The 13,801-nt window shown below is 62.1% G+C and carries 18 protein-coding genes; 8 read left to right on the plus strand and 10 right to left on the minus strand.

Features of this window, described 5'->3' with window-relative positions; translation table 11 throughout:
* Window positions 1–2 precede the first annotated feature (2 nt).
* Window positions 3–1,583, minus strand: coding sequence for an MDR family MFS transporter (locus BRA1253DRAFT_RS09450; protein WP_007593433.1), 1,581 nt, complete (start codon window positions 1,581–1,583; stop codon window positions 3–5).
* Between the two features lie 155 nt (window positions 1,584–1,738).
* Window positions 1,739–2,254, minus strand: coding sequence for a YcgN family cysteine cluster protein (locus tag BRA1253DRAFT_RS09455; RefSeq protein WP_007593435.1), 516 nt, complete (start codon window positions 2,252–2,254; stop codon window positions 1,739–1,741).
* 294 nt (window positions 2,255–2,548) lie between these two features.
* On the opposite strand from BRA1253DRAFT_RS09455, the gene BRA1253DRAFT_RS09460 reads away from it, so the two are divergent.
* The 3 genes from BRA1253DRAFT_RS09460 to BRA1253DRAFT_RS09470 are packed head-to-tail and all read left to right on the plus strand — an operon-like array spanning window position 2,549 to window position 6,022.
* Complete coding sequence (locus BRA1253DRAFT_RS09460) at window positions 2,549–4,837, plus strand: transglycosylase domain-containing protein (RefSeq protein ID WP_007593442.1); 2,289 nt, start codon at window positions 2,549–2,551, stop codon at window positions 4,835–4,837.
* Window positions 4,838–4,862: 25 nt separating this feature from the next.
* Window positions 4,863–5,441 (plus strand): DUF1214 domain-containing protein, encoded by a 579-nt coding sequence (locus tag BRA1253DRAFT_RS09465; protein ID WP_007593444.1) that lies wholly within the window; start codon window positions 4,863–4,865, stop codon window positions 5,439–5,441.
* Window positions 5,438–6,022 (plus strand): DUF1254 domain-containing protein, encoded by a 585-nt coding sequence (locus tag BRA1253DRAFT_RS09470; protein WP_007593446.1) that lies wholly within the window; start codon window positions 5,438–5,440, stop codon window positions 6,020–6,022. Before BRA1253DRAFT_RS09465 ends, BRA1253DRAFT_RS09470 begins: the two co-directional genes overlap by 4 nt.
* A gap of 322 nt (window positions 6,023–6,344) precedes the next feature.
* Here BRA1253DRAFT_RS09470 and BRA1253DRAFT_RS43460 read toward each other — a convergent pair whose 3' ends face one another.
* Window positions 6,345–6,515: a hypothetical protein gene (locus BRA1253DRAFT_RS43460; protein WP_007593448.1), complete on the minus strand. Its 171-nt coding sequence runs from the start codon at window positions 6,513–6,515 to the stop codon at window positions 6,345–6,347.
* 91 nt (window positions 6,516–6,606) lie between these two features.
* Window positions 6,607–6,822 (minus strand): hypothetical protein, encoded by a 216-nt coding sequence (locus tag BRA1253DRAFT_RS45140; protein WP_245286123.1) that lies wholly within the window; start codon window positions 6,820–6,822, stop codon window positions 6,607–6,609.
* On the opposite strand from BRA1253DRAFT_RS45140, the gene BRA1253DRAFT_RS41295 reads away from it, so the two are divergent.
* From BRA1253DRAFT_RS41295 to BRA1253DRAFT_RS41300, 3 genes are all read left to right on the plus strand, one after another.
* Window positions 6,760–6,924, plus strand: a complete 165-nt coding sequence (locus tag BRA1253DRAFT_RS41295; RefSeq protein ID WP_245286078.1) for a DUF2933 domain-containing protein — start codon at window positions 6,760–6,762, stop codon at window positions 6,922–6,924. The genes BRA1253DRAFT_RS45140 and BRA1253DRAFT_RS41295 overlap by 63 nt on opposite strands.
* 15 nt (window positions 6,925–6,939) lie before the next feature.
* Entirely contained in the window at window positions 6,940–7,407 is a 468-nt protein-coding gene (locus BRA1253DRAFT_RS09480; RefSeq protein ID WP_007593451.1) for a hypothetical protein, read from the plus strand.
* 814 nt (window positions 7,408–8,221) lie between these two features.
* Window positions 8,222–8,416 (plus strand): hypothetical protein, encoded by a 195-nt coding sequence (locus BRA1253DRAFT_RS41300; RefSeq protein WP_007593453.1) that lies wholly within the window; start codon window positions 8,222–8,224, stop codon window positions 8,414–8,416.
* A 636-nt stretch (window positions 8,417–9,052) separates the two neighbouring features.
* Here the strand turns inward: BRA1253DRAFT_RS41300 and BRA1253DRAFT_RS09495 are convergent.
* Complete coding sequence (locus BRA1253DRAFT_RS09495; protein WP_245285889.1) at window positions 9,053–9,871, minus strand: alpha/beta fold hydrolase; 819 nt, start codon at window positions 9,869–9,871, stop codon at window positions 9,053–9,055.
* Between the two features lie 434 nt (window positions 9,872–10,305).
* On the opposite strand from BRA1253DRAFT_RS09495, the gene BRA1253DRAFT_RS43465 reads away from it, so the two are divergent.
* Window positions 10,306–10,581, plus strand: coding sequence for a hypothetical protein (locus BRA1253DRAFT_RS43465; RefSeq protein ID WP_007593462.1), 276 nt, complete (start codon window positions 10,306–10,308; stop codon window positions 10,579–10,581).
* Window positions 10,582–10,728: 147 nt separating this feature from the next.
* On the opposite strand, the gene BRA1253DRAFT_RS45145 is transcribed toward BRA1253DRAFT_RS43465, so the two are convergent.
* Window positions 10,729–11,115 (minus strand): hypothetical protein, encoded by a 387-nt coding sequence (locus tag BRA1253DRAFT_RS45145; RefSeq protein WP_245285890.1) that lies wholly within the window; start codon window positions 11,113–11,115, stop codon window positions 10,729–10,731.
* Window positions 11,102–11,389, minus strand: coding sequence for a hypothetical protein (locus BRA1253DRAFT_RS44395; RefSeq protein WP_198288337.1), 288 nt, complete (start codon window positions 11,387–11,389; stop codon window positions 11,102–11,104). The genes BRA1253DRAFT_RS45145 and BRA1253DRAFT_RS44395 overlap by 14 nt, the downstream gene beginning before the upstream one ends.
* Between BRA1253DRAFT_RS44395 and BRA1253DRAFT_RS41310 the strand changes: the two genes are divergently transcribed.
* The gene (locus BRA1253DRAFT_RS41310) at window positions 11,301–11,540 is read left to right on the plus strand and encodes a DUF1127 domain-containing protein (protein ID WP_007593466.1); all 240 of its coding nucleotides are present in this window, start codon (window positions 11,301–11,303) and stop codon (window positions 11,538–11,540) included. The two genes, BRA1253DRAFT_RS44395 and BRA1253DRAFT_RS41310, sit on opposite strands and share 89 nt — an antisense overlap.
* Before the next feature lie 130 nt (window positions 11,541–11,670).
* On the opposite strand, the gene BRA1253DRAFT_RS09510 is transcribed toward BRA1253DRAFT_RS41310, so the two are convergent.
* Genes BRA1253DRAFT_RS09510 through BRA1253DRAFT_RS09520 form a run of 3 tightly spaced genes read right to left on the minus strand, consistent with a single transcriptional unit; the run spans window position 11,671 to window position 13,784 of the window.
* On the minus strand, window positions 11,671–12,171 hold the full coding sequence (locus BRA1253DRAFT_RS09510) for a heme-binding protein (protein ID WP_007593468.1): 501 nt from the start codon (window positions 12,169–12,171) through the stop codon (window positions 11,671–11,673).
* Between the two features lie 29 nt (window positions 12,172–12,200).
* Window positions 12,201–12,860: a hypothetical protein gene (locus BRA1253DRAFT_RS09515; protein ID WP_157158569.1), complete on the minus strand. Its 660-nt coding sequence runs from the start codon at window positions 12,858–12,860 to the stop codon at window positions 12,201–12,203.
* A 15-nt stretch (window positions 12,861–12,875) separates the two neighbouring features.
* Window positions 12,876–13,784, minus strand: a complete 909-nt coding sequence (locus BRA1253DRAFT_RS09520) for a DUF1259 domain-containing protein (RefSeq protein WP_007593472.1) — start codon at window positions 13,782–13,784, stop codon at window positions 12,876–12,878.
* Between the last annotated feature and the right edge of the window lie 17 nt (window positions 13,785–13,801).

A 13,801-nucleotide genomic window follows, 5' to 3' on the forward strand; every position in this document is an offset into this window, starting at 1 on the left:
CCCTACTCCGCCATCTCCACCTGCTGCGTGACGGACGGACCGGCCAGCGGCCGCTCCTCCATCATGATCAGGCAGAGCGCGGCGCCGGCCATCAGCGCCGTCGCGGCGCCGAAGACGTAGCGGAACGCATGCCGCATGTCGTCGGCGGGAATCGCATTGACAGCGCCGTGATGTTCGCCGGCGAGCGGAACGTCGGCACCGAGCGCGATGAGCAGGATGGCCGCGAACGCCGCGACCGTGAACGAGGACATCAGCGAGCGGAAGAAGTTCAACGCGCCCGTGATGGTGCCGATCTGCGGGCGGGCGACCGAATTCTGCACCGAGACCACGCAGACCGGAAAGGTGGTGCCGAGGCCAAGCGCAAACGCAGCCATCAGCGTCAGCAGTGCCCAGAGCGGCAACGTCGTCAACGTGAGGCCGAGGCCGCACAGCGCAGCCCAGGACGTTCCGACGATGGCGACCCGCTTGTAGTGCTTGGCCCGCGCCATGGTGCGACCGGCGATGGCCGCGCCGCAGGTCGAGACCGCCGCGAGCGGAATCAGCGCGAGGCCCGCTTCGCTGGCGCTGAGGTGATAGACCGCCTCGTAATAGAGCGGCAGCTGCACTGTGAGGCCCGTGATCGCACCGAGCGCGCAACCGCCGGCCGTCAGCCCGAACGGCACAACCGATCCTCCGAGCAGCGGCAGCGGCAGGAACGGCTCGTCCGCGCGGCGTGCGTGCCACACGAAGGTGACCGCGAGCGCGACGGCGCCGCCCACCATCGCAAGCACGGTTGGCGAGAGCCACGGGAAGCGCGTGCCGCCCCAGGTCAGCACCAGCATGAAGACCACGGCGGAGGCCATCAGCAGCACGCCGCCGAGCCAGTCGACCTTGCGCTTGCGGTGGAACACCGGAATCTTCTTCATCCTGGGCAGCAGCAGCGCGATCGCCGCGGCCGCGAGCGGCACATTGATCCAGAAGATCATCGACCAGTGCAGATGCTCGGCGAACACGCCGCCGATGACCGGGCCGAGAATGCCGCCGACCATCCAGACGCTGGAGAAATAGGCTTGATATTGGCCGCGCTCGCGTGGGCTCACGACGTCGGAGATCACGGTCTGCACGACAGGCATGATGCCGCCGCCACCGAGCCCCTGGAGACCGCGTGCAAGAATCAGCATCGGCAGGTTCGGCGCGATCGCACACAGCACCGAGCCCGCGACGAACAGGCTGAGCGAGATGATGATCATCACGCGGCGTCCGTAGATGTCGCTGAGCGTGCCGAATACCGGCGCAACTGCGGTCGAGGCGAGCAGATAGGCGGTGATGACCCAGGAGAGATTGGAGACGTCGTGGAACTGGCGCCCAATGGTCGGCAGCGCGGTTGCGACGATGGTCTGGTCGAGGGCTGCCAGAAACATCGTCAGCATCAGGCTGATGACGATGGTGCGGACCTCGTCCTGCGACAGCGGCGCCGGCGGCGCGAGCGAGGGAGCGTCGTCGACGCTCAAGACCTCGCTCGAAAGGCGCGACAATTCCTCGGCCATATCGTCGGGCAATGTTTGGGTGTCGGCAGAACTGCTCTGCCGCTCGAACTTGTTCATCTCGATCGGAAGCCATGAGGCGGCCCAACGCCGCGAAGGATTCGTTCTAGGCAGCCAATGTAGACAGCAAAGTTCTTCTCGGGCAGGCACCGCGGTGCATGGGAGCATCCCACCCCACGGCCATCCCGAAGACGTGATCTATCTGGTGCGACGGATCAGTCCTTCGGACGTCGCTTCAGGCGGGCCCGTTTCGGCAGCTGCGCCGGCCATTGCACGATGTGGTTCTCGAGCTCATCGTCCGGGATCTCCACCTCGCTGCCTTCGACCCGACCGCGTACGGAGACGCCGGCCTCATGCACGGTATTGGGATCGCCTGACACCAGCGGATGCCACCAATAGAGGTCGCGCCCTTCCGCCACGAGCTTGTAGCCGCAGCTCGGCGGCAGCCAGTTCAGGGTGCGGACATTGGCCGGGGTCAGGCGGACGCAGTCCGGAACCTTGTCGGAACGATTCGCATAGTCCTTGCAGCCGCAGGTCACTCCATCGAGCAGCTTGCAGCCGACATGGGTGAAATAGATGTCGCCGGTGCCATCTTCCTCGAGCTTGTTCAGGCAGCAGCGGCCGCAGCCGTCGCACAGGCTTTCCCATTCGGGCCCCGACATCTCTTCCAACGTCTTGGTTTTCCAGAAGAATCCTTCCTGGCCTGAAGGTCGTTTGGGAGCTGCGGTCATGCGCCTCAACAAAAGTTCGAAAGAGCTACGGCTGGTGCCATCTAGGGCGTGCGGCCGTGGGGCCGCAAGCGACGCCCGCGTGAGGCCCGTAATGAACCGGGGTCAATTAGGCCTGTTGTTCAAAATCGCAAGCGTGACCATTGGTTTATAGGCCCTGCTCGGCTAGAAGGAACAGCAAGTCCCCACCGTCGCTGGCCGGGCGCCTTGGGTTTGCCGCAACACTCCCGCAAGACGTCTTGATGCCGCCCCGGCCGGGTGCTTGAACGCTTTCGAACCAAGCCGCAAGGGTTCTAGGTGCGCCAGATCATACCACCGCATTGGAAGGCCCGGATCCGGAATTTCTTCCTGGATCTCGATGCGCGCATCGACTCCTCGCTGTTCTCCTCGGCCAAGGGCATCCGCGAGCTCTACGAGCGCTACTCGACCTTCATGGACCGCTTCTATGTCGGGCGGTGGAAGCGCTGGGTGTTCATCGAGCCGCTGTCGGAAGCTGCGACCCTCGGCCTCGGGGGCCTGGTGGTGATGCTGACCCTCGCCATCCCCGCCTTCCGCGAGACCGCGGACGAGGACTGGCTGAAGAAGTCCGACCTCGCGGTGACCTTCCTCGACCGCTACGGCAACCCGATCGGCAGCCGCGGCATCAAGCACAACGACTCGATCCCGCTGGAAGATTTTCCGGATGTGCTGATCAAGGCGACGCTCGCGACCGAGGACCGCCGCTTCTACGAGCATTTCGGCATCGACATCGCCGGCACCGCACGCGCGCTCGTCACCAACGCCCAGGCCGGCGGCGTCCGCCAGGGCGGCTCGTCGATCACCCAGCAGCTCGCCAAGAACCTGTTCCTGAGCAACGAGCGCACCATCGAGCGCAAGGTCAACGAAGCCTTCCTCGCGGTCTGGCTGGAATGGCGCCTGACCAAGAACGAGATCCTCAAGCTGTATCTCGACCGCGCCTATATGGGCGGCGGCACCTTCGGCGTCGACGGCGCCGCGCATTTCTACTTCAACAAGTCGGCACGCGACGTGACGCTCGCCGAGGCCGCGATGCTCGCCGGCCTGTTCAAGGCGCCGACCAAATACGCGCCTCACATCAACCTGCCCGCTGCCCGCGCCCGGGCCAACGTCGTGCTGGACAATCTCGTCGACGCCGGCTTCATGACCGAGGGCCAGGTGTTCGGCGCCCGCCGCAATCCCGCCTTCGCGGTCGACCGCCGCTACGAGGCGTCGCCGAATTACTATCTCGACTACGCCTTCGACGAGATGCGCAAGCTGGTCGACACCTTCCCGAAATCCTACACCGAGCGCGTCTTCGTGGTCCGGCTCGCGATCGACGCCAATGTGCAGAAGGCGGCGGAAGACGCGGTCGAGAACCAGCTGCGCCAGTTCGGCCGCGACTATCACGCGACGCAGGCCGCGACCGTCGTCTCCGATCTCGACGGCGGCATCCGCGCCATGGTCGGCGGCCGCGACTACGGTGCCAGCCAGTTCAACCGCGCCACCGACGCCTATCGCCAGCCGGGCTCGTCGTTCAAGCCTTACGTCTACACAACCGCGCTCCTCAACGGCTTCACGCCGAATTCGATCGTGGTCGACGGCCCGGTCTGCATCGGCAATTGGTGCCCGCAGAACTATGGCCATTCCTATTCCGGCGCGGTGACGCTGACGCAGGCGATCACGCGCTCGATCAACGTTGTACCCGTCAAGCTGTCGATCGCGATCGGCCAGAAGGAGCAGCCGAAGGCGCCGAACCCGGCCAAGATCGGCCGCGCCAAGATCGTCGAGGTCGCGCGCCGCTTCGGCCTCAAGGCGCCGCTGCCCGACACGCCGTCGCTGCCGATCGGCTCGGACGAAGTTACCGTGCTCGAGCACGCGGTGGCGTACGCGACTTTCCCCAACCGCGGCAAGGCGGTGACGCCGCATTCCGTGCTGGAAGTGCGCACCGGCGCGGGCGATCCGGTCTGGCGCTGGGACCGCGACGGACCGAAGCCGCGCCAGGCAATTCCCGCCTCCGTGGCCGCCGACATGGCCGGCATGATGAGCCACGTCGTCAGCGAAGGCACCGCGCGCCGCGCAGCCCTCGACGGCATTCCGACCGCGGGCAAGACCGGCACGACCAATGCGTATCGCGACGCCTGGTTCGTCGGCTACACCGGCAATTTCACCTGCGCGGTCTGGTACGGCAATGACGACTATTCGCCGACCAACCGCATGACCGGCGGCTCGCTGCCGGCGCAGACCTGGCACGACATCATGCTCGCGGCGCATCAAGGCGTCGAGGTCCGGGAAATCGCCGGCATAGGCATGGGCCAGAAGCTGCCGCCCGAGCGGATCGCCAACGCGCAGGCCAATGCGGCGCCGAAGGTGCTGGAGACTAAGCCCGGTCCGCCGCCCGTATTGACCAAGCGCGGCGCTGACGTTTTGGTGCGGGTCGAGAAGCTGCTGGATGACGCGGCCCGGACCGCGACCAAATCGGCCGCCACCGACCCCAAGCAAGCCAAACCGGCATCGTCCACGAGCGCGCTCGCCTTCCCGCAGAACTACGCGGAAGAGAATGCGAACGCATCCGCCCCGCGCAAGAACTAATCGAAACAAGAACTGATCGAAACAAGTGCGGCTGATCCTGATCACATTGACGGCTCTTCTGCTCGCAACCGTGGTGGGCGTCGGCGCGACTTGGATGACGACGACGCGCGGCACCGAGATCGGCGCGCTGACCATCGGCCCGTGGACCGCGCGCCCGCGCACCGGCACCGCCGACGTCGATCCCTATTCGCGCGCCACCATCGTGCGCAACGGCGAGCTGCCGATCGGCACCGGCGACGGCGTCGCCTTCACCGCGACCGCCGATGACAAGAAGAAGGTGCTCGACGGCCGCTGCGACGTCGTGGTCTCCGGCGTGACGCCGCCGGCACGGTTCTGGACGCTGACGCTCTACGACCGCAAGGGTCATCTCGTCCCGAATTCGCTGCAGCGCTACGGCTTCACCAGCCAGGAGATCGTGCGGCAGTCCGACGGCTCGTTCGAGATCCGCATCGCATCGCGCTCCCGCGCCGGCAACTGGCTGCCGACCGGCGGCATCGAACGCTACGCGCTGATGCTGCGGCTCTACGACACTCCGGTCGGCGTTGCCACACGCACCCAGCGCGACGCACCAATGCCCACGATCACGACGGCGGGCTGCTCATGATCCGGCTGTTGTTCACCATCGTTGCCGGCGTAGTGCTGGGCCTCGTGGTCCATCTCGTCAGCGTGCTGGCGTTGCCACGGATCGCGACCCAGGACGCCTATTCGCGGCTGACGCCGATGACGAAACTCAACGGCGTCACGCAGCTTCCGCTCGCCGATCCGCAGACCTCGCCGATGCCGTTCATGGACCCGGCCTTTGCACTCGCGATCTGCCGCTACGATCTGTCGAACGGGCCGATCAAGCTGACGGTGCCCGTCAGCCAGGCCTACACCTCGGTGTCGTTCTACACCCGCAACGAGATCGCCTATTACGCCATCAACGACCGTTCGGCCGGCAAGAAGGTGATCGAGCTCGACCTGATGACAGAGCCGCAGCACAACGAGCTGCCCGAGGACGAAGAGATCACCGCGGCCGACCGCCTGATCATCGATTCCCCCAGCACCACCGGCCTGATCGTGATGAAGGCGCTCGCCCCCGAGCCTGGCCTGATGCCGCAGGCGCAAGGCTCGCTCGCGGCCGCGAGCTGCGGACCGCAGACCGAGCCGCCCGCCAAGGCGGAAGCACCGCGGGGACGGCGCTGAGGCGCGCAGCTTCGGCGACGCGAAAACAAAAAGTCGAAAAACAACCCCATGCACAGTAGCGTTAGCATTGAAATCGTTAGCCATTTTGGTTGTGCCAAATAGGCGTTTGGACCGATACATCCCTGCCCGTCGCGCAGTTCAGCTTTGACTCGTCGGGCAAAACACTGGCAGAATGGGAGCATCGAAAGTTCACCCGCGCGGAGCAATCCGGCGCGGGTTTTTTCATGCCGGGGCAGATTGCCATGATCCGCGGATGGCTATCGTTGCCATAGCAGGCGGGCGGAATGTTCGCGGGAGACGGCGGTAGTTTCTGGTGCCCGCTTCAGGTGCGATGCACCGCTCGCGGTCTAATAACAGCAGGAAGGAGTTGCGGCCAAAGATTGAAGAAGAAGACGTAGATGATCGCAACTGCCCACCCGTAGATCATGCTGGCTGCAAGGCCGTACATGAAGCTGCCGACGGTAATCATCTTGAAACCGGGAAAGACCGCCATCAAACCAGCTTCTTGAAATCGCGATTTGACCCACATCAACTGCGGTTGCCGACCGTTGCGGGACCCGACGTTTGATTTGCATCAAGGGCTTTCATGCGAAACCTGCGAGTTTGGTTTTGGTCCTGTTGGCAACAGGGCAATCAGGCAATGGTGCCGTCTTGAGGATGCCGCGATGACCTTGCCGGACCATGTTCACGATCAGTCCGGCGCACGCCGGGGCTTGTCGCGCAATTCCCTCATCGTTATGGGGCTTGCCGTCATCGCGGCAATCTCCGGAGCGCTCCTGTTCACCCAGCATCAGGCTCATGTACTCGGTGCTCTGCTTTGGCTGCCCCTTTTGGCTTGTCCGCTTATGCATTTTTTCATGCACGGTAGGCGTCGAGGAGCTGGGGGCCATCACCACGGCTGAATTTGGGAGCGCCCTATGCGCAGCAAAGAATTCGGCTGGTCTGCTTCGTCAATCCTTCTGGGGCTTTCCGGAATCATCCTGATCGGTGTCGGCGGGTATTTCCTTTTCCTTCGGCCTGCGCTGCTGCCGGAGGACATCCGCTACATGAACCTTACGCCTGTCGAGCTGGAATCGATTGGTCCAAGGTTGGCAAGGTGGCTTGCACACGTATTCAACGTAATGGGCGGCTACGTGATGGCGACGGGTGTGCTTACGCTCACTCTAGCCATGACGGCTTTTCGCCAACGAAGTACTTTGGCGCTGGCTGGTGCTATTGTTGCAGGTGTGGTCTCGATAGGCTGGATGGCGGCCGTCAACGTTATGATCAACTCGGACTTCAAATGGGTACTGCTCGGATTTGCGCTCATCTGGGCTGCCAGCATCGCGGCCTTCGCCGCTGAAGTTCGCCGGTTCGACACCAGCCCGTTTGCTGATGTCCGCTAGGTGTCACAAGCCGCAGATCACGCTCAAGGTGGGTGACTTCCGCTTTACGTCGGATATTGTTGCAAAGTCGATTTTCGCCGATGACCAAAATTCTGCGGGCCGTGCGCGCGACTTTCGCGTACAAGATGCGAGGGACCTCATGGCCTCACGCAAAATTCACAGGCGACTTCGGTAACGCGATTGAGGTCATACGAATCAGCGATCACTCGCTGCTTAGTGTTTTCGCGAAAAATCTTGAGCCCTGCAACTTTCGACTTTTGCAACACAATCCGTCGGTGAGCCGACATTTATGAGCACCCTCAGCCGGAGGGGTTCATCAGGCTAGAGATCAGATTGATGTTCCTCACAAGGCCTGATTGTTCCATCGGCGGAACATAGGCAACAACTTCAGGCGACGACCTCGCGCTTAGAATGGCGGGCTCGTTCGAGATTGTCCCCCGCTTGTGCGGTTGATCTACACACTTACTCTTTGGAAAAAGGCAGGAACATTCCTGCGATTGCCAAGTTTTCCCGATGCCCTTCCCCAAGGGCGACCCCGAGTGGCCCCAGCTCCATGCCCCCCAACATCCCCGCGAGCTGGGGCCCGTTTTTTCTCGAAATTTGGGCTGATAACGGGAACCAAGAACCACTTGTTGAGTTGGGCACCATTCGCCACCGCGCCTCAAATGACGTGGTGCCGACACACGAAGGACCTCAGCTGGCCCAGCTCCGAGCTGAAGTCCTTTCTGTGTCGTGTGCGCATTTTAAGCCGAATTCGGAACGAATATTCGACCCTTGAATCATTCCATGTCAGCTAAGTGTCGGATGTCCAACCGTGTCGCGCTTAAATCAGTTCGCCCGTGAGGCCGCAGCGGCATTGCTGCGCATGGCAAAAACAACAAAGGATCCCACGGTCGCTGCTGGCTTGGTACAGCGTGCGGCAGACCTGAAAGACCGCACCGGCGAGCTTCCTGCCATTGATGTCGAGGCCATGGCCGAAGAGCCGCCCAAGCCCTTGACGAAGAACTAAGGCTGCCTCGGTGGATGGCGTAGCTGAACAGGCCGCTCTCGACATTGCATGGTCTCGGCATAGTCTCGCCGCCTTCTTGGCGCCCAGCTCCTTCTCGACGATTTCGACTGAGTTATCCCACTGCGCGTTCCTGCTCTCCGCCAAGGAGCCCGTCATGTCGAGACTAGCGATCTTATTCGTGTCGGCACTTTCTGTGACCTCTGCTACCGCGCAAGATACTGCGTCCGGACGATCGCACGAGCCGGCCGCTGCCAGCGCGTATGAAACACAGCCTTTCCTATTTGATGGACGGATGCGAGGCGACGGCATGAGGCAGCGAGGGCGTGCCGACAATCGTCACCCCAACGTCGGTGCCATTGACGTGCAACCGAAAGCAAACCAGCCAGGGCGCGAACGATGAGCCCGCGTGCCCGCTTTGATCTGCCCGCCCAGCTGTTCGCCCTGGACGAGGTGATCAGTTGCGCCGGCAATACCTCCAATCGGCCTTTCGCTTCCGTTGACGCGATGCAGCTACGTGTTGGTTGATGGGGCCACCGCGGAAATTTGCCGCTGAGCACCGAACCGACGCCTGTGACCCAAGCGGGCATAGCGCACTCCGGCGCGACGTCTGCACCTTAACTCATGGGGAGGTCGATCTCACGCGGCTTGCACTGTCAACTCGCTGACGCGATCTGGTGCATCGAGCATGGCCATGTGCCCAATGTCCGGCAATTCGAACGTGGCCCACGATTTGTCGCTTTTGCAGTCTGCCAGTGCCCTGTCGAAGGCCGGCTGAGGAAATTTCGGCAGGCGGATGTATGTCTTCTTCGCCACTTTTTGGAGCGCTCCGGAAAGCTTGACCTGCTGGAGATAGGTGCCGATCGGATGCGGAGTAACCTTGGACTCGGCGAATACCCGATCGCGTTCGGCAACGACACTGGGCGGATACGTCGGCGATCCACGGACGCCTGCCTCGCCCTTGTCGATGGCCGCCTGTATGCCTTTGCGAACCGGCTCGGCTGCGAAGTCCGCCACCCTTTGTCCATCTGCGGGAATGTAGGCATCAAGCCATACAACCGAGGAGACGCGATCGCCGATGCTTTCGAGCGCGCCCGAGCCTACGAAGCCCGCGTAGGACCACGCCACAAGACAGACGTTGTCGAGACTTTCCCATTTGATCAGGTTGACGACGTCGGCGATGTGGGTGTCCAGATTGACGTCCTTGCTCAGCAAATGCGAGCGCTCGGCTAAACCCGTGAGCGACGGAGCGAACACTTTGTGGCCGCCCTGTTCGAGCCGGTCAATGACCCGGCGCCATATCCAGCCGCCGCAAAAAGCCCCGCTGACAAAGACGAAGGTCTTTCGCGCCGATTGGGCGCGGGCGGCACCAATCACGCTGGATGCCGCTGTTGCCATCAGACCGCTTGCTGCAGCACTGCGAAGCAAGCGGCGGCGACTAACGTGAATTCCTGCCACGACGCGTATCCCTCTCGTGAGGCAATCCGCTACTATGAGTTGTCGACCATAGAGAGTATCCGCCAAAGCGGCAAGGCGGCTCGTGGGGGCGCACCGCCCAGCTCAGAGAGGTCCGCTCAGCGATGCATGGTGCACGTGATTTGCTCAGGCCGAGTTCTTCGCTTCTTGACCCTGAGCGGAAGTCCGAGCCTCAGGATGCCGTTAGCTTGGCTGGGTCTCGGGAATTGTTCTAAGTTGCCGATTTGTTTTCAGGGAGCCTATTCGTGGTGTTTCAGAGCGACCAACTCCACCTGCGAACACTTGTACGGTACTTGCGGAATGAAATTTCCAAGCTTGTGTCGCGGAGGTTATCGCACTTCAGCACCTTCAAACTAGTCGATTTGTCCCGACTGACATACTTTCGTGTTTCACTCCCGACGGACGAGGTGTGGCTGATGTCATTTGGTGCCGGAGGCTCCGAGGTCATACAGTCGATGATGCTCTCGATCGATGAAACCAGGCAAATCTTCCGATCGATCGAGCGCGCGTATGATGATCAAGAATTGGTGGAGATCAAGCTTGGCGATTTGTCATGGAAGACAGACTGTCGGCTCCGGACGAATCCCGACAAAGTCACGATCTCTTTCAAACGTGGTGGGGAGCGAACGCGCGAAGACGTCAGGCGGCAAGACGTAGCCAGGGCAATCGCCGAGTTTCGCAGTCTATTTTGAGTCAAAGGGATGCTGCTAGTGCAGGTCAGCCCGTGGCCCATCAGCGAAGTAGCGGCGCACCTCGTTCAGGTCCACTAAGCGATGCATAGCGGACCAGGTTTGATCAGGTTGAGTTCTTCGCATTTGCCCCGAAGCGGACGTTAACGGTCAGTCTTTCATGCCATCCAGACCGGGATGATCTTTGTAAATGTTGTCCTGAAGCACGGCGTCTATCTGAGAGATGATATCGCCCACCGACATCCTCAAGCTCAGAAACTCATCTGCTGGAGAGGCCTCTTTAGCGAGCGTGAGCGCCAAGGATAACTCCTCAATGACCCGCTCTATGTGCCATTTAAATCGTGCGGCTGATTTCGCGTCCATAGAACCATCTCGCGGGAACAGGGTCTGCCTTGCAAATGGCAGCATACCCATCTCAGTTGTACCACTGAGGGAGCGAGGATCTCTACCATCAGGCGGCGCTCCGATCAGCGCTCCTCGATCGGATGCACTCATTTGCAGGGTGCGATGCTTTGCATCGCCGTCAGCTTGAATCATGTGGACGGGCGGCGCCGATCGTCGCTTTTGGCATGACCGGCACTTCAGCGACACCTTCAGCTTCCAGATCAGCGGATCGCTTGTGCGGCAAGGACGAGCATGATAGCAAAGGCCATCGGGTCAAACACAACCGCCCGACCAGCTTTCGAGCCAAGCGTTGTTTCGCTCCATTATGGAGGTGAAACATGTCTTGCGACAGCACCACTGGCTCAATCGGCGCATCCAGCTCAGCCTTCGTTCCTTCTCCAAACCCTGGATGGTTCTGGAAACTCACGCTCGCACTGCTGGACGGCATCACACGGCGCCGCCAATACGACGAGCTTCTCGAACTGGACGACCGGCTTCTCGCGGACATCGGCTTATCGAGAACAATCGTTGGCGAGGCTCGACGGTGTTACTTCTCAGGTTGGCGCGACGATGGGTGATCGTCAAATCCTGTCAATGAGCGGCCACACCTGAGCGTGCGAAGGCGGCGCGTCTGCTTATCCCTGCGGATCAGACGGCCGCCAGGCTCGCGAAAAGGCTGAAGGACTTTTTGACCGCGATCTTTACGCCTCAGAAGTCCAGCTTGTCGCGTACGGCGTCAATTCCGGCTTTCGCGCACGCTTCGTCCGCGTCGCCGCCCGGAGCGCCGGACACGCCGATCGCGCCGACCAGGGAGCCGCCGGCTTCGACGATCAGTCCTCCGGCGATGACGACCGCTCCGGGAAGGTTGCGAATGCCCGCCTGCATCATGCCCGGCTGGCTGATCGCGTTCAGCTCGGTCGTGCTGGTCTTGAACGAGGCGGCTGTCCACGCCTTGCCTGCTGCCGTCGAGGGCGTGTGAGGACCTGCAAAGCGGTCGCGCAACATCACTTGCGTGACGCCGAAGCGATCGACGACGGCAACTGCAACCTGGTATCCACGGGTGCGGCAGTTCGCCAACGCAGCGCGCGCAAGATCGAGCGCCAGTTCCGGACCGAGCGATTTGTAGGCGACCAGACCTTCCTCCGCCCGCAGTGGGCAGATGGACACAATCAGCAGGGCCGTCGCGACCGACAGGCATCGAACGTTCATGGCAATCTCCGGCATAGGTGACCAAACGCCTATTTGGTCTCACCATATGTCAGATCATCGAACAGGGTCACGCTATCTGCCTTGGTCCACAGGCCGATCATGCCGGCGTCCGGAATGGTGGCGTCTTCCACCTCGAACAATTGCTTTCCGTCATAGCTCACCTTGAACCGACGTCCTGCGAAGTCGCAGCGCAGCACGTGCCATTGCCCGGATGACACCGGCGCGCTGACGCCATAGCCGCCTTTGCGACCCACGATCTCAAGCGACATTCGAACGCCCTTGATCGTCTTGTACAGCACGACATTGTCCTCCAGCGCGTTAGCCCGGACCACGTAGTAATTATCGGCATCCTTCGCACGCCAGATAACTCCCGCGGCGCGATCCTCGGAGCCGGCGACGGCCTTGAATTTCACCTCGACAAAGCCGTCGCGGATGGCCGTATCGCGCTTGATGGCGAGGGGAAACGTCGCCCGTCCCGATTGCTTGAGAACGTTCGGCTTGCTGGGCGCCGTCGCCTCGGCCTCCACGGTCCATTTCGGCTGTCCTTTGCCGGTCATCGTCAAGGTCCATCCGTCGGGCGACGTTCCGGCAGCAGCGTTGTCGAAATTCAGGGTCTCGGCCATGGCGTTCCCTCCCACGAATAAAACCAGCATGGATGCCAGCGCAAGCTTGCCCATGAGCTTGTTCATGCGCGTGTCCATGCATCAGCCCTTCGTGCTCGCCGTCTTGTCGAGCGCCGCACGGAGGCCCTCTGCGAGCTTGAGGGCATCGTCGTTGGCCCAGAAGTGCATGAAGAAGAGCCGCGGCTGTTCGTCCAGCATGTGGCTGTGCAGCGCGGTTACCTCGATTCCGTGCGTTCGAAGCGCCAGGATGACCGGGTTCACCTCGTCGCTGGTCAGCACGAAGTCGCCGGTGATGGCCGCCCTGCCCGTGCCCGTCGGTTGGAAATTGATGGCGATCGCGACGCCCATCGCGGCGACGGGGGTCAGCAACATGCCGTCTTCCGTGACGGGGTCGCGCCGCTTCACGTTGAACTGGTAGACGCCGCCATTCGCTTTCCCGTTCACTCCGATGATCTGGTCAAGTTTCGCCGTGTCGAGGTCGATGGCGGGCGGCGGGTTCGCCGGCGCCGTGACCGTCAGCGGGGTCTTGCTTTCGGCCAGGGCATCATGGAGCGCCGAGGCCAGTTTGACGGGATCGCCGTGTCCGGCGACGTGCATGTAGAACGTGGCCGGGCTCGCGCGCAGCAGATGATTGTGCACGGCTGTGATCTCGAGCCCGCTCGCAATCATTTTCGCCATCACGGGATTGATCTCGGTCTCGAGCAGCACGAGGTCGCCCATGATCATTGCGCCGCCATGCGCAGGCTTGAACGCGATCCAGCCGCCAAGAGCCAGCGCCGGCTTGATCGCAACCCCGTCCAACGTCACGGAGAGATCGCTGCGGGGAAAGCCGTAACGGCGGACGTCGTCCGAGACGGCGGGCTTGCGGCCCAGGGTCTCGTCCACCTTCTGCCAGTCGGCATCTTGGGCATATGCCGGGACGAATGGACCGAAGCGAAATGCAAGAAGACAGATGCCAATGCCGACCACGGCCCAGATGATTCTTTTCATCGTGCTGCTCCCTAGGC

The organism is Bradyrhizobium sp. WSM1253 (genome assembly GCF_000244935.1).
Lineage (GTDB): Bacteria > Pseudomonadota > Alphaproteobacteria > Rhizobiales > Xanthobacteraceae > Bradyrhizobium > Bradyrhizobium canariense.

Bases quoted from the DNA above. Each gene is read 5' to 3' on its own strand.
- BRA1253DRAFT_RS09450 (WP_007593433.1), bottom strand. From the start codon at position 1,583: ATGAACAAGTTCGAGCGGCAGAGCAGTTCTGCCGACACCCAAACATTG.
- BRA1253DRAFT_RS09455 (WP_007593435.1), bottom strand. From the start codon at position 2,254: ATGACCGCAGCTCCCAAACGACCTTCAGGCCAGGAAGGATTCTTCTGG.
- BRA1253DRAFT_RS09470 (WP_007593446.1), top strand. From the start codon at position 5,438: ATGATCCGGCTGTTGTTCACCATCGTTGCCGGCGTAGTGCTGGGCCTC.
- BRA1253DRAFT_RS43460 (WP_007593448.1), bottom strand. From the start codon at position 6,515: ATGGCGGTCTTTCCCGGTTTCAAGATGATTACCGTCGGCAGCTTCATG.
- BRA1253DRAFT_RS41295 (WP_245286078.1), top strand. From the start codon at position 6,760: ATGGGGCTTGCCGTCATCGCGGCAATCTCCGGAGCGCTCCTGTTCACC.
- BRA1253DRAFT_RS45140 (WP_245286123.1), bottom strand. From the start codon at position 6,822: ATGAGCCTGATGCTGGGTGAACAGGAGCGCTCCGGAGATTGCCGCGAT.
- BRA1253DRAFT_RS09480 (WP_007593451.1), top strand. From the start codon at position 6,940: ATGCGCAGCAAAGAATTCGGCTGGTCTGCTTCGTCAATCCTTCTGGGG.
- BRA1253DRAFT_RS43465 (WP_007593462.1), top strand. From the start codon at position 10,306: ATGTCATTTGGTGCCGGAGGCTCCGAGGTCATACAGTCGATGATGCTC.
- BRA1253DRAFT_RS45145 (WP_245285890.1), bottom strand. From the start codon at position 11,115: ATGATTCAAGCTGACGGCGATGCAAAGCATCGCACCCTGCAAATGAGT.
- BRA1253DRAFT_RS41310 (WP_007593466.1), top strand. From the start codon at position 11,301: ATGTCTTGCGACAGCACCACTGGCTCAATCGGCGCATCCAGCTCAGCC.
- BRA1253DRAFT_RS09510 (WP_007593468.1), bottom strand. From the start codon at position 12,171: ATGAACGTTCGATGCCTGTCGGTCGCGACGGCCCTGCTGATTGTGTCC.
- BRA1253DRAFT_RS09515 (WP_157158569.1), bottom strand. From the start codon at position 12,860: ATGAACAAGCTCATGGGCAAGCTTGCGCTGGCATCCATGCTGGTTTTA.
- BRA1253DRAFT_RS09520 (WP_007593472.1), bottom strand. From the start codon at position 13,784: ATGAAAAGAATCATCTGGGCCGTGGTCGGCATTGGCATCTGTCTTCTT.